Origin of the sequence: Pseudomonas sp. PP3, from assembly GCF_905336995.1 — a bacterium.
Lineage (GTDB): Bacteria > Pseudomonadota > Gammaproteobacteria > Pseudomonadales > Pseudomonadaceae > Aquipseudomonas > Aquipseudomonas reinekei.
Window position 1 is genome coordinate 4,354,440 of record NZ_HG995459.1, and the last position, 17,818, is coordinate 4,372,257.

General features: G+C 59.8%; 15 protein-coding genes. 7 read left to right on the forward strand and 8 right to left on the reverse strand.

Annotated elements, in window-relative coordinates:
• The first annotated feature begins 47 nt into the window (after nucleotides 1-47).
• Nucleotides 48-2,993, forward strand: a complete 2,946-nt coding sequence (locus KHO07_RS19845) for an HD domain-containing phosphohydrolase (RefSeq protein ID WP_212625285.1) — start codon at nucleotides 48-50, stop codon at nucleotides 2,991-2,993.
• Here the strand turns inward: KHO07_RS19845 and KHO07_RS19850 are convergent, their stop codons facing one another.
• Nucleotides 2,994-3,476 carry a GAF domain-containing protein gene (locus tag KHO07_RS19850; RefSeq protein ID WP_150736040.1) on the reverse strand — a complete coding sequence of 161 codons (483 nt, stop codon included), beginning with the start codon at nucleotides 3,474-3,476 and terminating at the stop codon, nucleotides 2,994-2,996.
• Nucleotides 3,473-4,363, reverse strand: coding sequence for an ATP-binding protein (locus KHO07_RS19855; protein ID WP_212625286.1), 891 nt, complete (start codon nucleotides 4,361-4,363; stop codon nucleotides 3,473-3,475). Before KHO07_RS19855 ends, KHO07_RS19850 begins: the two co-directional genes overlap by 4 nt.
• Before the next feature lie 164 nt (nucleotides 4,364-4,527).
• Between KHO07_RS19855 and KHO07_RS19860 the strand changes: the two genes are divergently transcribed.
• Entirely contained in the window at nucleotides 4,528-6,849 is a 2,322-nt protein-coding gene (locus tag KHO07_RS19860; protein ID WP_212625287.1) for a response regulator, read from the forward strand.
• Here KHO07_RS19860 and KHO07_RS19865 read toward each other — a convergent pair.
• The 3 genes from KHO07_RS19865 to msrB all read right to left on the reverse strand — a co-directional run bounded on the left by KHO07_RS19865 (nucleotide 6,833) and on the right by msrB (nucleotide 8,276).
• Complete coding sequence (locus KHO07_RS19865; protein ID WP_212625288.1) at nucleotides 6,833-7,294, reverse strand: MarR family transcriptional regulator; 462 nt, start codon at nucleotides 7,292-7,294, stop codon at nucleotides 6,833-6,835. The genes KHO07_RS19860 and KHO07_RS19865 overlap by 17 nt on opposite strands.
• Nucleotides 7,291-7,776 carry a glutathione peroxidase gene (locus KHO07_RS19870; protein WP_075948171.1) on the reverse strand — a complete coding sequence of 162 codons (486 nt, stop codon included), beginning with the start codon at nucleotides 7,774-7,776 and terminating at the stop codon, nucleotides 7,291-7,293. The genes KHO07_RS19865 and KHO07_RS19870 overlap by 4 nt, the downstream gene beginning before the upstream one ends.
• Nucleotides 7,777-7,880: 104 nt before the next feature.
• The gene (msrB, locus tag KHO07_RS19875; RefSeq protein WP_150736037.1) at nucleotides 7,881-8,276 is read right to left on the reverse strand and encodes a peptide-methionine (R)-S-oxide reductase MsrB; all 396 of its coding nucleotides are present in this window, start codon (nucleotides 8,274-8,276) and stop codon (nucleotides 7,881-7,883) included.
• Nucleotides 8,277-8,501: 225 nt separating this feature from the next.
• On the opposite strand from msrB, the gene KHO07_RS19880 reads away from it, so the two are divergent.
• Nucleotides 8,502-9,713, forward strand: a complete 1,212-nt coding sequence (locus KHO07_RS19880; protein ID WP_150736036.1) for a pyridoxal phosphate-dependent aminotransferase — start codon at nucleotides 8,502-8,504, stop codon at nucleotides 9,711-9,713.
• Nucleotides 9,714-10,032: 319 nt separating this feature from the next.
• A complete protein-coding gene (htpX, locus tag KHO07_RS19885; protein WP_007973520.1) occupies nucleotides 10,033-10,923 on the forward strand; it encodes a protease HtpX in 891 nt (296 codons plus the stop codon).
• A 70-nt stretch (nucleotides 10,924-10,993) separates the two neighbouring features.
• Here the strand turns inward: htpX and KHO07_RS19890 are convergent, their stop codons facing one another.
• A complete protein-coding gene (locus KHO07_RS19890) occupies nucleotides 10,994-11,650 on the reverse strand; it encodes a thiopurine S-methyltransferase (protein WP_150736035.1) in 657 nt (218 codons plus the stop codon).
• Nucleotides 11,651-11,753: 103 nt separating this feature from the next.
• On the opposite strand from KHO07_RS19890, the gene KHO07_RS19895 reads away from it, so the two are divergent.
• Complete coding sequence (locus KHO07_RS19895; RefSeq protein ID WP_150736034.1) at nucleotides 11,754-12,521, forward strand: class III extradiol ring-cleavage dioxygenase; 768 nt, start codon at nucleotides 11,754-11,756, stop codon at nucleotides 12,519-12,521.
• Between the two features lie 97 nt (nucleotides 12,522-12,618).
• Here KHO07_RS19895 and KHO07_RS19900 read toward each other — a convergent pair whose 3' ends face one another.
• Nucleotides 12,619-14,292, reverse strand: a complete 1,674-nt coding sequence (locus KHO07_RS19900) for a DEAD/DEAH box helicase (protein WP_075948176.1) — start codon at nucleotides 14,290-14,292, stop codon at nucleotides 12,619-12,621.
• Nucleotides 14,293-14,712: 420 nt separating this feature from the next.
• Here KHO07_RS19900 and KHO07_RS19905 point away from each other — a divergent pair, with 420 nt between their 5' ends.
• Nucleotides 14,713-15,504: a crotonase/enoyl-CoA hydratase family protein gene (locus KHO07_RS19905; protein WP_212625289.1), complete on the forward strand. Its 792-nt coding sequence runs from the start codon at nucleotides 14,713-14,715 to the stop codon at nucleotides 15,502-15,504.
• A gap of 56 nt (nucleotides 15,505-15,560) precedes the next feature.
• Here KHO07_RS19905 and KHO07_RS19910 read toward each other — a convergent pair whose 3' ends face one another.
• Nucleotides 15,561-16,316 (reverse strand): spermidine synthase, encoded by a 756-nt coding sequence (locus tag KHO07_RS19910; protein ID WP_150736032.1) that lies wholly within the window; start codon nucleotides 16,314-16,316, stop codon nucleotides 15,561-15,563.
• 150 nt (nucleotides 16,317-16,466) lie between these two features.
• Here KHO07_RS19910 and KHO07_RS19915 point away from each other — a divergent pair, with 150 nt between their 5' ends.
• Nucleotides 16,467-17,813 carry a 3-deoxy-7-phosphoheptulonate synthase class II gene (locus KHO07_RS19915; protein WP_150736031.1) on the forward strand — a complete coding sequence of 449 codons (1,347 nt, stop codon included), beginning with the start codon at nucleotides 16,467-16,469 and terminating at the stop codon, nucleotides 17,811-17,813.
• Nucleotides 17,814-17,818: the final 5 nt, after the last annotated feature.

The following is a 17,818-nucleotide window of genomic DNA, read 5'->3' on the forward strand; positions in this document are numbered from 1 at the left end:
TATGCTTGGACGCTGAGCAGTGTGTTAACCATCATGGAGAAACCTGCATGCCCAGCCCACTGCGCCCGGATCCACGCCGGTTTCCCCTGCACGTGCATATCAGCGTGATGTTCACCTTGCTGCTTTCGCTGACCGGGGTGGTGCTGGGCATTTTCAATTATCGACAGACCACGCAGATCATCCTGTCGAGCAGCGAGAAGCTTTTCAATCGAATCGAACAGGACGTGCGCCTGGACCTGCACGCGACCTACGAACCGATTCGTCACTTGCTGAGCCTGCTGGTGCACACGCCTGCGGTCCAGGCGCCGGACCTGGAACAGCGCCTGACCTTACTGCCGTCCTTCAGCCAGTCACTCAAGGACAATCCCGACCTCGCCTCACTGTACCTGGGCTACGACAACGGTGACTTTTTCATGGTTCGGCCGTTGCGCAGCGAGCCGCTGAAAACCCTGCTCAAAGCGCCGGACACAGCGGCCTATCAGGTATGGAGCATCGAGCGTAACGCCAGCGGACAGGTTCATTCCCAGTCTTTGTTTTTCGATCAGAACCTGTTGCTGATCAGTCGCCACGACAACCCCGGCGATACCTACGATCCGCGAAGCCGCGCCTGGTTTTCCAGCGCCAGCCACGACAACGATCAGATCACCACCGAACCCTACGTCTTTTTCTCCACCCACAACGTCGGCACTACCCTCGCTCGGCGCAGTGGCGAAAATGTGGTGATGGGCGCCGACCTGACCCTGGCCGCCCTCAGCGCAACCCTGGCCAAGCATGTGGTGACGCCGGCCACCGAAATCGTGCTGTTCGACGCCCAGGGCAACGCCATTGCTTATCCCGACAGCAATCGACTGATCATCGACGATCAGTCCGCACGCTTGATCAAGGCTGCAGACCTGAGCCCCGGCCTAGGCGCGTTGCTCAACAACCCGACGCAAGGCAATCGCCTGAATGCCGCCGGCCGCGAGTGGATCGTGGCCCGCAGCAGCATGCAGGAAGGCGGCCCCCAAGGCCTGCAACTGGCGATGCTGGTGCCGGAAGATGAATTGCTCGTCGACGCCTACCGCATGCGCTGGCAGGGCGCACTGATAACCCTGGCAACCTTGTTGCTGTGCCTGCCGCTGGGCTGGCTGACGTCGAGAATTCTGGTCAAGCCGCTGCGTGCACTGGTGCAGGAAGCCGATGCGATACGCAGCTTCGATTTCAACTTTCCGCTGTCCCGCCGCTCTCCGGTGCTAGAGGTCGATCAACTGAGCGTGTCAATGGCGCGGATGAAAGACACCCTGGCGAGCTTCTTCCGGATCACCGACAGCCTGAGCGCCGAAACCCGTTTTGCGCCGTTGCTGCAACGGGTGTTGTTTGAAACGGTAAAAATCGGCCAGGCCCAGGCGGGTCTGATTTACCTGCGCGAAGGTGACGGTGACCGCATGGAGCCCCATGGCCTGGTCATTCACGATGTCGCCCGGCCCCTGTCGTCCTTCGACATCCAGGCGCACGAGCTGCAAGGCGCGCAAAGCCCTGCGTGGATGCAGCAGCTGGCGGGCGCCAACAACGTCGTGACCAACCTTGGTTTCGAACAGGCCGGGGACTTGCAGAAAGTGCTATTGGCGATGGCCTGCCCGCGGGTGCATCTGATCGGCATCCGCTTGCACAATCGCCACAACGAAACCGTGGGGCTACTGCTGTTTTTGCTGGCGGATAGCGGCGATCGCAGTGATCTGGAAAAACTGCGTCCGGATCGCATTGCGTTTCTACAGGCAGTGTCTGGCGCGGCCGCTGTGAGTATCGAGAGTCAGCGCCTCCAAGCCAGGCAAAAGCAGTTGCTTGACGCTTTCATCAAACTGCTGGCCGGTGCGATTGACGCGAAAAGTCCCTATACCGGTGGCCATTGCCAGCGCGTCCCGGCGTTGACCCTGATGCTCGCCCAGGCGGCTGCGGCCAGCCACGACCCGGACTTCGTCGGCTACAACCCCACGGACGATGAATGGGAGGCGTTGCACATCGCTGCCTGGTTGCACGATTGCGGCAAGATCACCACCCCGGAATACGTCGTCGACAAAGCCACGAAACTGGAAACGCTGAACGACCGCATCCACGAAATCCGCACCCGCGTCGAAGTGCTCAAGCGCGACGTCTGGATCAGTTATTGGCAAGGCATTGCCCTGGGTGGCGACGAGCAACAGCTGGCGCCACTGCGCGATGCGGCGCTGGCGGAACTCGATGATGACTTTGCATTCATCGCTCGCTGCAACCTCGGTGGCGAGGCCATGGCCGAAGCCGATCTGCAACGCCTGCGCAGCATCGGTCAACGTGCCTGGACGCGAACCCTGGATGACCGCTTGGGCGTTTCATGGGAAGAGAACCGGCGTCAGTCGCGCACCCCGGCGGCGACGCTGCCAGTCATTGAGTCGCTGCTGGCCGACAAACCCGAGCACCTGTTCGAGCGCCCCGTCGCTGAACTGATCGCGCCAGACAACCCCCTGGGCTTCAAGCTCGATGTGCCGCCTTACAAGTACAACCGCGGCGAACTCTACAACCTGAGCATTACCCGCGGCACCCTGACGAACGAGGAGCGCTACATCATCAATCATCACATGGTGCAGACGATCCTGATGCTCAACCACCTGCCCTTCCCCGAACACCTGCGCAGCGTCCCGGAGATTGCCGGTGGTCATCACGAAAAAATGGATGGCACCGGCTACCCGAAACGGCTGAAACGCGAGGAGATGAGCCTGCCGGCGCGAATGATGGCGATTGCCGATATTTTCGAAGCACTGACCGCCGCCGACCGCCCCTACAAGAAAGCCAAGTCCTTGAGCGAAGCACTGGGCATCATGGCATTCATGTGCCGGGACGCCCACATCGACCCGCAACTGTTTGGACTGTTCATCAACGCCCGCATCTATCTGCTCTACGCCGAGCGCTATCTCGACCCGCAACAAATTGATGCGGTGGACCCGGCGGGCCTGCTGATCAAGGCAGGCCTCAAGGCATGATCAGCAATCGGTCAGGCGCAGGAAAATCGCGGCCAGCTGCTCGATTCCGGCCTGATCCTGTGCAGTGAAACGCGCCAGTTTCGGGCTGTCGAGATCAAGCACGCCGATCAGTCGGCCATCCTTGACCAGGGGCACCACCAGTTCACTGTTTGACGCACTGTCACAGGCGATATGCCCGGGGAACGCGTGCACGTCTTCGACCCGTTGCGTCTGCAAGGTCGCCGCCGCCGTTCCGCATACGCCACGGCCGAACGGGATGCGCACACAGGCGATCTGCCCCTGGAACGGACCCAGGACCAGTTCTTCGTTGCGATTGAGGTAGAAACCTGCCCAGTTCAAGTCATCGAGCTGATTGAACAGGAACGCCGAAAATTGCGCGGCGTTGGCAATGAAATCCCGCTCGTCCGCCAGCAGCGATTCCAGTTGCGCGTGCAGCATGCCGTAGCCTTCGAGGCCCTGGCCGCTCTTTTGTAAATCGATCATGCATTGTGCTCCAACAGTTTCAGCCCGACCCAATAGCGGGCAAATTGATACGCGCAACGTCCGTTGCGATTGCCGCGCCCCGTGGCCCAACGCACCGCGAGGATGTCCAGCTCCTCGTCCCGTTGCCACTTGAGGCCGGCCTTGGCAGCCAGTTGGCCGATCCAGTGTTCGACCACGTTGAGATAGTGTTCCTGGGTAAATGGATAAAACGACAGCCACAGACCGAAGCGGTCCGACAGCGCGATCTTGTCTTCCACCGCTTCGCTGGGGTGCAGTTCACCGTCGACGCGTTTCCAGTTTTCGTTGTCGCTTTCTTTCTCCGGCACCAGGTGGCGACGGTTCGAAGTGGCGTACAACAAAACGTTGTCCGGCGCTTGTTCCAGCGAACCGTCGAGCACGCTCTTGAGCACGCGGTAATCGCCTTCGCCCGATTCGAACGACAAGTCATCGCAGAACAACACAAAACGTTGTGGCAATTTAGCGATCTGTTCGACCACTCGCGGCAAGTCGGCCAGGTGATCGCGCTCGATCTCGATCAGGCGCAATCCGCCCTGGGCATGCTCGGCCAGCAAGGCACGCACCAGCGACGACTTGCCGGTACCGCGCGAACCCCAGAGCAAGGCGTGGTTGGCTGGCATGCCATCGAGGAACTGCCGGGTGTTACGACCCAGCTGTTCCAATTGCCGGTCAACGCCGATCAGGTCGGACAGGCGCATGTCGAGGCTGACTTCCAGCGGCAACAGGAACCCGCTGCGCCCCTCGCGCTGCCAGCGCGCGGCCAGGCAGTGGCTCCAGTCAATAGCTGACCGAGCTGCAGGCAGCAACGGTTCGATTCGAGCCAGAACGGCATCGGCGCGTTCAAGAAAAGCATTCAATCGGGAGTCCACGTCTTATCCTCGGGCACGTTCACAGTAATGATGGCGTTACAGCAACGGAACATAGCGTTCGATCAGCGATTCCCACCCTTACAAGGCTCGCGAGAACATCGGTATACAGGCATGATCGACTATGCTTGAGCAGCGAAGGGAAAACGGAAGTGGTTCAACACCCCATGGATATCAAGTTCACCAACCGGCTGTCTTACAAGCAAGCCCGGCTTACCGTGCTGGTTGGTTTCATTCTGGGCATGCTGCTCAGCCTGCTGCAAATAGGCATCGATTATGCCAGTGAAGATGCCTCCATCAACCGTGAAATAGTTTCTTTACTTGAAATCAGCCACAACCCCGCCTCGCGCATCGCCTACAACATTGACGCCGAACTCGCCCAGGAACTGACCATGGGTCTGTTGCGTTCTCCGGCAATCATCGGCGCCCGGCTGATCGACAACAACGGCAACGTGCTGGCCAACGTCAAGCGCCCCGGCCTGCAAAGCGGCTATCGCGTGATCAGTGACCTGTTGTTCGGTGCCGAGCGAAAATTCGAAGACCGCCTCTATCTCGACCACCTGCCCAGCGAATCCCTTGGCACCCTGCAACTGGATGTCGACACCTATTCGTTCGGCTACCGCTTCCTGCGTCGGGCCGAAGTGACCTTGCTCAACGGCTTCGCCCGCAGCCTGATCCTGACGGGCATTCTGCTGACGCTGTTCTATATGATGCTGACCAAGCCATTGGTGCGGCTTATCCATGAACTCAGTCGTCGAGATCCAAGTAGCGGCGAACCCACGCCGCTGGAATGTCCGACCGGGCATGCCAACGATGAAATCGGCGTCCTGGTGAAGGTTGCCAACCAGCAGTTTGAAAACGTCACCACCGAAATCCAGCAGCGACGCAATGCCGAAAACCGCCTGACCGATTACCTCGGCCAGCTGGAAAACATCGTCTCGGCGCGCACGGCGGAACTCAAGGCAATCAACGCCCGACTCAGCCAATCCAATCAGGAGCTGGAGCTGGCTCGCAGCACGGCGCTGGACATGGCCGAAGCCCGCTCGGTGTTCCTGGCCAACATGAGCCACGAAATCCGTACGCCGCTCAATGGCCTGCTGGGCATGATCGCGCTATCGCTGGACGGACCGTTGACCGCCGAGCAGCAGCAACAGCTGTCCATCGCCCACGACTCGGGCAAAGTGCTGGTGGAATTGCTCAACGATATTCTCGACCTGTCGAAGTTCGATGCCGGCCAGCTTGAACTCGAACACATCCCGTTCGACCTTGGCGCGCTGGTGGAAGACACGGCCAACCTGTTGTCGCAAAACGCTGCACCGAGTGTCGAGCTCACGTGCCTGATCGATCCACACTTCCCGGCGCTGGTGCTCGGCGATCCGACGCGGGTCCGGCAAATCGTCAGTAACTTGCTGTCCAACGCCCTCAAGTTCACCCGCTTCGGGCGGGTCGACGTTCGCCTGTCGAGTGCCGGTGACGGCGTACGGATTGAGGTGTGTGACACCGGCATCGGTATTCCTCAGGATGCCCAGGTCAAGATCTTCCAGCCGTTCACCCAGGCCGGTGCCGGCATTACCCGGCAGTTCGGCGGGACCGGGTTGGGGCTGGCGCTGACCTACAACCTCTGTGAAGCGATGCAAGGGCGCCTGACCATCAGCTCGGAGGCCGGTTTCGGCAGTCAGTTCTGCGCAGAACTGCCGCTGCCCCGCCACACCCGGGCCCTGGTTCCAGCCCCATTGCAAGGCAAGGTTCTCGCCATCACTGCCGCGAGCAGTGGCTTGGCGGAATTGCTCGGCAGCGTGTTGCCCGTTTGGGGGCTGGAGTATCAGCAACGCTCCATAGACGACCCTTTGTTCGGCTTGCATCCCGATGTACTGATCACCGATTGCCCCGAGTGCCTGTTCAACCTGCGCCCGACGTTGACCGCACCGATTCTGCTGGTGACCGCTTACGGCAGTTTCATGCCCAGCGAACAAGCCAACGCCCTCGCCCCGTTGCAGCAGCAAGCCCGGCCCCTGGCACGCAACGCACTGCATCAGACCTTGCGCCGCATCCTGCAACCGGAAACCCACATCATCAGCGATACACCCATCGACACTCTCAGCCCGCAGCGCCGCGCGCGGGTATTGTTGGTCGAGGACAACCCGGTCAATCAGTTGGTGGCCAAGGGCATGCTCGGCAAACTCGGCTGCGACGTCACGGTCGCGGCCCACGGTGTCGAGGCGCTGGACCGGCTGGAGAGCGATGAATTCGATCTGGTGCTGATGGATTGCAACATGCCGGTGATGGATGGCTACGAAGCCAGTCGGCAGATCCGTCGCAGCGGACGCTGGCCACAGTTGCCGATCGTCGCCCTGACCGCCAACGCCATGTCGGAAGAGCGCGAGCGCTGCCGTTCGGCGGGGATGAGCGACTACCTGGCCAAACCCTTCCGCCGCGAAGAACTGGCCGCGCTGCTGGACTTGTGGGTACCCGCTACGACAGTGCCCTGATCTGCCCCAGGAGATGGTCCAGCCCATCACGCAAGTCATTCAGGTGATCGAGGTCCACGCCGCTGTCGCATAACAACCGGGCCTTGAGCGGTCCGACTTGATCGCGCAATGCCGTCCCGGCAGGTGACAGGCTCAGGTGCACTTCGCGCTCATCCCGTGCCGAGCGTTGACGCTGAACCAGTTGCAGTTGCTCCAGGCGCTTGAGCAACGGCGTCAGCGTGCCGGAATCCAGCGCCAGGCGCTCGCCCAGTGCCTTGACGGTCGGCTGCTCCGGGGCCGTCTCCTGCCACTCCCACAACACCAGCATTGCCAGGTATTGCGGGTAGGTCAGGCCCAATTGATCGAGCATCGGCTTATAGGCCCGGATCACTGCGCGGGACGCGGCGTACAGCTTGAAGCAGAGCTGACTGTCGAGATTCAGGGAATCGACTGACAAGCTGTTCATTTGAGCAGGGCTTCGATCTCGCGGCTAAGGTCCTGCGGCTTGGTGGCAGGAGCAAAGCGCTTGACCAACTGGCCGTCCTTGCCGATCAGGAATTTGGTGAAGTTCCACTTGATGCCTTGGGAGCCGAGCACGCCCGGGGCACGCTTTTTCAACTGCACGAACAGCGGATGGGCACCGGCGCCATTGACTTCAATTTTTTTGAACAGCGGGAAGCTGACACCGAAGTTCAGTTCGCAAAACTCGCTGATCGCGCCTTCGTTACCCGGCTCTTGCTTGCCGAATTGGTTGCAGGGAAAGCCCAACACCACCAGGCCTTGATCCTTGTAGGTCTGCCACAGTTCTTCGAGGCCTTTGTACTGCGGGGTGAAACCGCATTTGCTGGCCGTATTGACCACCAGTACGGCTTTTCCGGCGTAATCCGCCAGGGTCTTTTGCTCGCCCTTGATGGTGGTGCAAGGGATGTTCAGCAGGTTGTCGCTCATGACGAGGGGCTCCGGATTCAGGAAGATCAGCCAAACATAGCGAGCAATTGAATTGTGTGCAATTCAAATAAACGGAAAGCGATCGATTGACCGCTTTCGGGATTTTATTCGCGTGGCACCAGGTCCAGGCACACGGAGTTGATGCAATAGCGCAGCCCGGTCGGCGGTGGACCATCAGGGAACACGTGGCCCAAATGCGCATCGCATTTAGCACAGACCACTTCGGTGCGGATCATGCCGTGGCTGACATCGCGGATTTCGGTCATGGCATTGTCGCCAATCGGCGCGTAGAAACTCGGCCAGCCGCAGCCGGAATCGAACTTGGTTCTGGAATCGAACAGCGGCTCGTTGCAGCAGATGCAGTGGTAGACACCATCGACCTTGCTGTCGTTGTACTTGCCGGAAAACGGCCGTTCCGTCCCCTTGAGGCGGCACACGTTGTACTGCTCCGGATCGAGCATGGCCTTCCATTCTTCCAGGGTTTTTTCCAACTTTTCCATCATCACACCTCGGCGGCTGAAAAAGCCCGATCTGTACCTTTTCCACGGATCGGGCGGCACGTATGATTGCGCCTCGTCAAACGCCAGTCTGGCAGCCAGACCACGCGCATTCAAACAGATTTATGGGTGCTGCCTCCAAGGCGTCAGGCCTGTGTGATTACGCAGGATTCCCAGTACGGTTGTTCACACGCCGCCTGGATCGTTCATTTTCGGGAACACATCGCCATGCAGGTCAGCAAATCGAACAAGCTCGCCAACGTCTGCTACGACATTCGCGGCCCAGTGCTCAAGCACGCCAAACGCCTGGAAGAGGAAGGCCATCGCATCCTCAAGCTGAATATCGGCAACCCGGCGCCCTTTGGTTTCGAAGCGCCGGATGAAATCCTCCAGGACGTGATCCGCAACCTGCCGACCGCCCAGGGCTACAGCGATTCCAAGGGCCTGTTCAGCGCGCGCAAGGCCGTGATGCAGTACTACCAGCAAAAGCAGGTGGAAGGCGTCGGCATTGAAGACATCTACCTGGGCAACGGCGTTTCCGAGCTGATCGTGATGTCGATGCAGGCCCTGCTCAACAACGGCGACGAAGTGCTGGTGCCGGCTCCGGACTATCCGCTGTGGACCGCCGCCGTCAGTTTGTCCGGCGGCAACCCGGTGCACTACCTGTGTGACGAGCAAGCCAACTGGTGGCCGGACCTGGCTGACATCAAGGCCAAGATCACCCCGAACACCAAGGCCCTGGTGATCATCAACCCGAACAACCCGACCGGTGCGGTGTACTCCAGGGAAGTCCTGCTGGGCATGCTGGAACTGGCCCGCCAGCACAACCTGGTGGTGTTCTCCGACGAGATCTACGACAAGATCCTGTACGACGATGCCGTACACATCTGCACCGCTTCCCTTGCGCCGGACTTGCTGTGCCTGACCTTCAACGGTCTGTCCAAGTCCTATCGCGTCGCCGGTTTCCGCTCCGGCTGGATCGCCATTTCCGGGCCAAAACACCACGCCCAGAGCTACATCGAAGGCATCGACATGCTGGCCAACATGCGCCTGTGTGCCAACGTACCGAGCCAGCACGCGATCCAGACCGCGCTGGGTGGCTATCAGAGCATCAACGACCTGGTGCTGCCGCCAGGACGCCTGCTGGAACAGCGCAACCGCACGTGGGAACTGCTCAACGACATCCCGGGCGTCAGTTGCGTCAAGCCGATGGGCGCGCTGTATGCATTCCCGCGCATCGACCCGAAAGTCTGCCCGATCCACAACGACGAGAAATTCGTCCTCGACCTGCTGCTTTCCGAGAAACTGCTGGTGGTTCAAGGCACCGCCTTCAACTGGCCATGGCCGGACCACTTCCGTGTCGTGACCCTGCCTCGCGTCGATGACCTGGAGATGGCCATCGGCCGCATCGGCAACTTCCTCAAATCCTATCGCCAGTGAACGAGCGGATCACCGTGCGACGGCGCTTGCCGAATCGCACGGTGATTCATTCAGCAACACATGTTTGCGCCCTGTAGAACGCTGACACCTCTACCCCATACCGTAACTGCACTGCCTGCTCTGGCCCAATGCCGACGGGGTGAATGAGATCTGCCGGCCTACAAACGCTTCCTTCATAAATGTCGGAAATGCCCTGCAAGCAGCTAAGCTTTTGCCGTAGGACACAGTTTGAAATAGTCACCCGGTTGAATACCCCGGTGCAGCACCTTATATACCCCGCAGTACGCTACATCTTTAGCATAAGGAGATTTCTACAACCATGATGCGCATCCTGCTGTTTTTGGCCACTAACCTGGCGGTCGTGCTGATTGCCAGCATCACCCTGAGCCTTTTTGGCTTCAACGGGTTCATGGCGGCCAACGGGGTTGATCTCAACCTCAATCAGCTGCTGATTTTCTGTGCGGTCTTTGGTTTCGCCGGTTCCCTGTTCTCGCTGTTCATCTCCAAGTGGATGGCGAAGATGAGCACCAGCACCCAGATCATCACCCAGCCACGCACGCGTCACGAGCAATGGCTGCTGCAAACCGTCGAGCAACTGTCCCGTGAAGCCGGGATCAAGATGCCCGAAGTCGGGATTTTCCCGGCCTACGAGGCGAACGCGTTCGCCACCGGCTGGAACAAGAACGACGCACTGGTCGCAGTCAGCCAGGGCTTGCTCGAGCGCTTTTCGCCGGATGAAGTGAAAGCCGTTCTGGCCCACGAAATCGGCCACGTGGCTAACGGCGACATGGTCACCCTGGCGCTGATCCAGGGCGTGGTGAACACCTTCGTGATGTTCTTCGCTCGGATCATCGGCAACTTTGTCGACAAGGTGATCTTCAAGAATGAAGAAGGCCAGGGTATTGCCTACTACGTGGCAACCATCTTCGCCGAACTGGTCCTGGGTATTCTGGCCAGCGCCATCGTGATGTGGTTCTCGCGCAAACGCGAATTCCGCGCAGACGAAGCCGGTGCAAACCTGGCCGGTACCGCCGCGATGATCGGCGCCCTGCAACGCCTGCGTGCGGAACAAGGCCTGCCGGTGCACATGCCTGACACCCTGAACGCCTTCGGCATCAACGGTGGCATCAAGCAAGGGTTCGCTCGTATGTTCATGAGCCACCCGCCGCTGGAAGAGCGTATTGACGCGCTGGCTCGTCGTCGGGGCTGATAATTCTGCGGCAACAAAAAACGGGGCGATCTGATCGCCCCGTTTTTTTTGCCTTGAAGATCTTTTGCTTTTAACGGCCCATCAGGCGATAAACCCGCTCTTCAAGCCGAGTAACACCCGCCTCTATGAATTTCCCGCTCTCGCTCAAAATGTCCTGATCCTCCAGGATCTTCAGCGCCCACGAAGCCCCAAACAACCGCTGCACCTCATCATCGACCACGGCAAACGGCGGGCCAGGCATTTGTGCCTGGTCGTAGTCCAGCGTAATCAGCAACCCAAGGAATTCCTTCGGCAGTATCCGCTTCAAATGGTCGGCATACTGCTCCCGCATCGCCGGTGGCAGCGCGATCAAGGCGGCACGGTCATAGAGCGCAGAACAATCAGCTACATCGCCGGCGGTCAGTGCAAAGAAATCACCGCACCACAACTCAATCGTACCCGCCCGGTAAACCTTGAATGGCCCCTGCTCACTAACAGCGGGATCAAAACCGTGTTCGCTGAAGAAGTCCTCCACGGCCTTTTCCGACAGTTCGACTCCCAGAACCTCATGCCCTTGGTGGGCAAGCCACAACAAATCCAGACTCTTCCCACACAGGGGTACCAGCACACGAGCGCCCTCTTCCAGACTTAACGCCGGCCAGAACCGGCGCAGATAAGGGTTCACCTGCGGCAGATGGAAGCCGATCTGATTCGACGCCCACTTCTTGTGCCAAAACTCCGGTTGCATAAATAACCCCGAAAATTCGATCAAAACACCCTAAAACTTATATTAGATTTAGATCAATGATCTGATTGAAGATGGCGCCATCTTAACCCTCAGGAGCTCATACATGTTCCCCAGCCTGTACATATCCCATGGCTCCCCGATGCTGGCCCTGGAACCTGGTGCCAGTGGGCCAGCTCTCGCGCGTCTGGCGGCGGAAATGCCGAAGCCAAAAGCCATCGTGATTGTTTCTGCGCATTGGGAAAGCAACGAATTGCTGGTCAGCGGCAACCCGCAACCTGACACCTGGCATGATTTCGGCGGTTTCCCCAAAGCCCTGTTTGAAGTGCAATACCCGGCGCCCGGCAATCCCCAGTTGGCGGCAGAAGTCGTCGAGTTGTTGAAGGCCAGCGACCTTCCCGCGCGCATTGACCCTCAGCGCCCGTTTGACCATGGGGTCTGGGTACCGTTGTCGTTGATGTATCCGCAGGCGGACATCCCGATCGTTCAGGTGTCCCTGCCCACCCGTGGCGGCCCCGCCCTGCAAACCCGCGTTGGCCATGCCTTGGCCAGCCTGCGCGAGCACGGCGCGTTGCTGATCGGCTCCGGCAGCATCACGCACAACCTGCGGGAACTGGACTGGCATGCCGGTCCGGAAAGCGTTGAGCCCTGGGCCCGGACGTTCCGCGACTGGATGATCGAAAAACTGGCTGCCGACGACGAAGCCGCGCTGCATGACTATCGTCAGCAAGCTCCGAATGCTGTGCGCAACCATCCGAGTGATGAACACCTGCTGCCGCTGTACTTCGCCCGCGCGGCTGGGGGTGAGTTCAGCATTGCGCATCAGGGGTTCACCATGGGGGCGCTGGGGATGGACATTTATCGCTTTGGCTGACACTTGATCATTCCCATTGCGTGGGAACGATCAGGCAAAAAAAATCCCCGAACCAGTCGGGGATTTTTTATGTTCGATCAATCAGCCCAAGGGCGGATCAATCTTCGCGATAGCGACGCAGCTTCAACTGCTTACCGGCAACGCGAGTGTCCTTCAGCTTGGTCAGCAACTTCTCCAGACCATCTTCCGGCAGCTCAACGAGGCTGAAGCTGTCACGCACCTGGATGCGACCGATTGCTTCGCGAGCCAGGCCACCTTCGTTGAGGATGGCGCCCAGCAGGTTCTTGGCAGCGATACCATCACGCGCGCCCAGCGCGGTACGGCAACGAGCACGGCCTTCACCCAGCGGCATCGGAGCACGACGCTCACGGTCACCACGCTCAGGACGGTCACCGGAACGCTCTGGACGATCGCCACGCGGTGCGTTGTTCGGCACCAGTGGACGCTCTTTCTCGATAGCGGCCAGGTTCAGCGCTTGGCCGTTGGTGGCCTTGCGCAGCAGGGCTGCGGCCAGGGCACGCGGGCTGCAACCGATGTCGGCGGTCAGGCGATCAAGCAGATCACCGTGGGTCGATTCGGCATCAGCCACCAGCGGCGACAGGCTGTTGGTCAGTTTCTTGATGCGCGCATCCAGAACGGCTTGAGCGTCCGGCAGGCGAACTTCAGCAACCTTCTGACCGGTTACACGCTCGATCACTTGCAGCATGCGGCGCTCACGCGGAGTCACCAGCAGCAGTGCACGACCTTCGCGACCGGCACGGCCGGTACGGCCGATACGGTGAACGTAGGACTCCGGGTCGTACGGCATGTCAACGTTGAATACGTGAGTGATGCGCGGAACGTCCAGGCCACGAGCAGCAACGTCGGTCGCCACAACGATGTCCAGACGGCCATCCTTGAGGGAGTCGATTACGCGCTCACGCTGGTTCTGGGCGATGTCACCGTTCAGCGCAGCGGCTTTGTAGCCTTTGGCTTCAAGGGCACTGGCCAGGTCCAGGGTCGCTTGCTTGGTGCGCACGAACATGATCAGGGCGTCGAAGTCTTCCACTTCCAGCAAGCTGAGAACGGCAGAAGTCTTCTGGTCAGCGTGAACCAACAGGTGAGCCTGTTCGATCGCGGTAACGGTCTGGGTCTTGGTCTGGATCTTCACGTGTTGCGGATCGCGCAGGTGGCGTTCGGCAATGGCACGGATCGACTGCGGCAAGGTGGCCGAGAACAAGACGGTCTGACGGGTTGCTGGCAGAGCCTTGAAGATAACTTCCAGGTCGTCCATGAAGCCCAGCTTGAGCATTTCGTCGGCTTCGTCGAGAACCAGGTGGTTCACGGTCGCCAGTACTTTTTCGTCACGACGCAGGTGGTCGCACAGACGGCCCGGAGTGGCGACAACGATCTGTGCGCCATTACGGATTGCTTTCAGTTGTGGGCCCATCGGCGCGCCGCCGTAGACAGCCACAACAGTGACGCCCGGCATTTGCTTGGCGTAGGTTTCGAAAGCGGTTGCAACTTGTAGCGCCAACTCACGAGTTGGTGCCAGGATCAGGGCTTGCGGCTCGCGCTTTGCAGGATCGATGCGATGCAGGATCGGCAGGGCGAACGCAGCGGTTTTACCCGTACCGGTTTGCGCCTGACCAATCATGTCGTGACCGGCCATGATGATCGGGATCGATTGCTGCTGAATAGCCGATGGCTCTTCGTAGCCAGTCGCGGTGACGGCTGCGAGAATATTCGGATTAAGATTAAAAGCGGCGAAGCCGCCGGTTTCCTGGGTCATGGGTCTGCCTCTAAGTGCATCCGCAAAGACCCATGCTCCAAAGCTGCGCGTGCCGTGTTGAGACTCAAGAGTCGCCCTGGCAGCTTTGTCGGCGGGGATTTGCGAAAACGAATGAATGAAAAGAATCGTCAAGGGAGAGTCCGCAGTACGGACGTGCAGCCGAAGCTGACTTCGGGGAATTGCTCTACCTAAACGCGGCCCGGCTAAAGGCCGGCGCGCACTATACCGGAATTTGCCGAAAAAGGGAGCTTTTTTTATCGCAAAACTCCCGCGTACGGCGTTCTGTCACAGGCTTTGCGGATAATCGTGCAAGCGTCTATTTTTCAAAGGCCCGGCCCTGCGGGTGATGGCGCTAAATCGGTTCACCTTGAAGACCCGGACCGCTGGTCTGACACCCTTTCCCGCCCGAGGAAATGCACCATGAAAGAGCTCAACACCCACCGTGTGAGCCGTGAAAAGCGCGGTCATGTCCTGTTGATCGGTCTGGATCGGGTAGCCAAGCGCAATGCTTTCGACCTCGACCTGCTCAATGAGCTGAGCCTGGCCTATGGTGAGTTCGAAGCCGACAGCGATGCCCGTGTTGCAGTGGTCTTCGGCCATGGCGAGCATTTCACCGCCGGCCTGGATCTGGTCAATGCCAGTGCGGCGCTGACCGAAGGCTGGCAGGCCCCGCCCGGCGGTTGTGATCCGTGGGGTGTATTCGCCGGCCCGAGGGTGAGCAAACCGGTGATTGTCGCTGCACAGGGGTATTGCCTGACCATCGGCATCGAGTTGATGCTGGCCGCCGATATCAACCTGTGCGCCAGCAATACCCGCTTCGCGCAAATGGAAGTACAGCGCGGGATCTTCCCCTTCGGCGGCGCCACATTGCGCCTGCATCAGGTCGCCGGTTGGGGCAATGCGATGCGCTGGATGCTGACGGGCGACGAGTTCGATGCCCGCGATGCGTTGCATCTGGGCCTGGTCCAGGAAGTCATGGCCAGCGAGGACTTGCTGCCACGGGCGATTGAGTTGGCCGAGCGGATCGCCCGCCAGGCGCCGCTGGGGGTTCAGGCGACGCTGATGTCGGCCCGGCAGGCGCGCTATGAAGGGGAAACGGCGGCAGCGCAGGGTTTGCCGGCGCTGGTGAAAAAACTGTTGGTCACTGAGGATGCGCAGGAAGGTGTGCGGTCACTGGTGGAGCGGCGGCCGGGAATCTTCAAAGGCTGCTGACTTACCTTTGTGCCGAGGGAGCCAGCTCCCTCGGCACAGTTAATCACCTTGCCGAATCAAGTCGCCGGACGGATGCACTTGATCAACGACTGCAACGAATACCCCAACCGCGGCGCCAGGCCTTCAGCACGGGCTACCAGGCCATCCATGTCCAGTTCCTGATCCAGGTCCGACGGCACGATCAGAATCACATTGCCCTCCTTCACCGGCAGCTCCCAGTAATGCCGATGATAGAGCCCACGGAGCAACGCAGCGCCCAACGGTTTGCCATCATCGGTGGCCCATTGATTGATCACCAGCCAGCCACCGGGATTCAATCGTTTCTGGCAGTTCTCCAGGAAGGTCCACGCCAGATGCCCGACACCCGGGCCGACATCGGTATAAAGGTCGACGAAAATCAGGTCCGCGGGCTCGGCGGTATCCAGCAACTCCAGCGCATCGCCCACACGGATATAAAGGCGCGGATCGTCATCCAGCCCGAGGTATTCGATGGCCAGGCGCGGCACATCCGGGCGCAACTCAATGGCTTCGACATCTTCGAGCGGCAGGAACTTGAGGCACGCCTGGGTCAACGTGCCGGCACCGAGGCCGAGGAACAGCGCGGATTCCGGCTGTTCATGGCACAGCGCGCCAATCAGCATCGCCCGGGTGTAGTCATACTCGAGCCAGCTCGGATCGGCGGTGAACACGCAGCTTTGCTCGATGGCATCACCGAATTCGAGAAAACGGTAATCGGCCACTTCCAGCACGCGAATCACGCCAAATTCGTCCTGCACCTCGGCGAGCAAATGCTCGACGCGCTCCTCAGTCATTTCGTCTCCCGATCGTCACCGTAGCCGGCAACGCAATAACACCGCGAACAGGCTGCGGCAAAGGCGCGATTGTCCGCGAAGCGACGGGAACAGGTCACGCACTAATTGCTGATAACATGGACGCCCGAGCGTAAAACACTAGAGATGATGATGAGCCAACCCTGGAGTCCTGACAGCTGGCGCGCCCTGCCGATCCAGCAACAACCTCAATATCCCGACGCGGCGCATTTGCAGCAGGTCGAGCAAACGCTGGCCAGCTATCCGCCGCTGGTGTTTGCCGGTGAAGCCCGGGAATTGCGTCGTCAGTTTGCCGAAGTGACCCAGGGCCGCGCATTTCTGTTGCAGGGCGGTGACTGTGCCGAAAGTTTCGCCGAGTTCTCCGCCGCGAAAATCCGCGACACCTTCAAAGTATTGTTGCAAATGGCGATTGTCATGACCTTCGCGGCCGGTTGTCCGGTGGTCAAGGTCGGGCGCATGGCCGGGCAATTCGCCAAGCCGCGTTCGGCCAATGACGAAACCATCGACGGTGTGACCCTGCCGGCCTACCGCGGTGACATCGTCAACGGTATCGGTTTCGACGAAAAAAGCCGCGTGCCGGACCCGGAACGTTTGCTGCAGTCCTATCACCAGTCCACTGCGACCCTGAACCTGTTGCGCGCCTTCGCCCAGGGCGGGTTTGCCGACCTGCATCAAGTGCACAAGTGGAACCTCGACTTCATCGCCAACTCGGCGCTGGCGGAAAAGTACAGCCACCTGGCCGACCGCATCGATGAAACCCTGGCCTTCATGCGCGCTTGCGGCATGGACAGCTCGCCGCAACTGCGCGAAACCAGTTTTTTTACCGCCCACGAAGCGCTGCTGCTGAACTACGAAGAAGCCTTCGTGCGTCGCGACAGCCTGACCAACGATTACTACGACTGCTCGGCGCACATGCTGTGGATCGGCGATCGCACCCGTCAACTCGACGGCGCCCACGTCGAATTCCTGCGCGGAGTGAACAACCCGATCGGGGTCAAGGTCGGCCCGAGCATGAATCCTGAAGACCTGATTCGCCTGATCGACGTGCTCAACCCGGACAACGATCCCGGCCGCCTGAACCTGATCGCACGGATGGGCGCGAACAAGGTTGGCGATCACTTGCCGCAGCTGATTCGCGCGGTGCAGCGTGAAGGCAGGCAAGTGCTGTGGAGTTCCGACCCGATGCACGGCAACACCATCAAGGCCAGCAGCGGCTACAAGACCCGCGATTTTGCGCAGATTCTGGGTGAGGTGAAGCAGTTCTTCCAGGTGCATGAAGCGGAAGGTTCCTACGCCGGCGGTATCCACATCGAAATGACCGGGCAAAACGTCACTGAGTGCATTGGCGGTGCGCGACCGATTACCGAAGATGGATTGTCGGATCGCTATCACACCCATTGTGACCCGCGGATGAATGCCGATCAGTCGCTGGAGCTGGCGTTTTTGATTGCTGAAACCTTGAAGCAGGTTCGACGCTAAATCGC

What these genes read in the sequence shown, in the direction of transcription:
- KHO07_RS19870 (WP_075948171.1), bottom strand. Translation starts at nt 7,776, where the DNA reads ATGAGCGACAACCTGCTGAACATCCCTTGCACCACCATCAAGGGCGAG.
- htpX (WP_007973520.1), top strand. Translation starts at nt 10,033, where the DNA reads ATGATGCGCATCCTGCTGTTTTTGGCCACTAACCTGGCGGTCGTGCTG.
- KHO07_RS19880 (WP_150736036.1), top strand. Translation starts at nt 8,502, where the DNA reads ATGCAGGTCAGCAAATCGAACAAGCTCGCCAACGTCTGCTACGACATT.
- KHO07_RS19850 (WP_150736040.1), bottom strand. Translation starts at nt 3,476, where the DNA reads ATGATCGATTTACAAAAGAGCGGCCAGGGCCTCGAAGGCTACGGCATG.
- KHO07_RS19845 (WP_212625285.1), top strand. Translation starts at nt 48, where the DNA reads ATGCCCAGCCCACTGCGCCCGGATCCACGCCGGTTTCCCCTGCACGTG.
- KHO07_RS19865 (WP_212625288.1), bottom strand. Translation starts at nt 7,294, where the DNA reads ATGAACAGCTTGTCAGTCGATTCCCTGAATCTCGACAGTCAGCTCTGC.
- KHO07_RS19895 (WP_150736034.1), top strand. Translation starts at nt 11,754, where the DNA reads ATGTTCCCCAGCCTGTACATATCCCATGGCTCCCCGATGCTGGCCCTG.
- KHO07_RS19915 (WP_150736031.1), top strand. Translation starts at nt 16,467, where the DNA reads ATGAGCCAACCCTGGAGTCCTGACAGCTGGCGCGCCCTGCCGATCCAG.
- KHO07_RS19900 (WP_075948176.1), bottom strand. Translation starts at nt 14,292, where the DNA reads ATGACCCAGGAAACCGGCGGCTTCGCCGCTTTTAATCTTAATCCGAAT.
- KHO07_RS19905 (WP_212625289.1), top strand. Translation starts at nt 14,713, where the DNA reads ATGAAAGAGCTCAACACCCACCGTGTGAGCCGTGAAAAGCGCGGTCAT.
- msrB (WP_150736037.1), bottom strand. Translation starts at nt 8,276, where the DNA reads ATGGAAAAGTTGGAAAAAACCCTGGAAGAATGGAAGGCCATGCTCGAT.
- KHO07_RS19890 (WP_150736035.1), bottom strand. Translation starts at nt 11,650, where the DNA reads ATGCAACCGGAGTTTTGGCACAAGAAGTGGGCGTCGAATCAGATCGGC.
- KHO07_RS19860 (WP_212625287.1), top strand. Translation starts at nt 4,528, where the DNA reads ATGGATATCAAGTTCACCAACCGGCTGTCTTACAAGCAAGCCCGGCTT.
- KHO07_RS19910 (WP_150736032.1), bottom strand. Translation starts at nt 16,316, where the DNA reads ATGACTGAGGAGCGCGTCGAGCATTTGCTCGCCGAGGTGCAGGACGAA.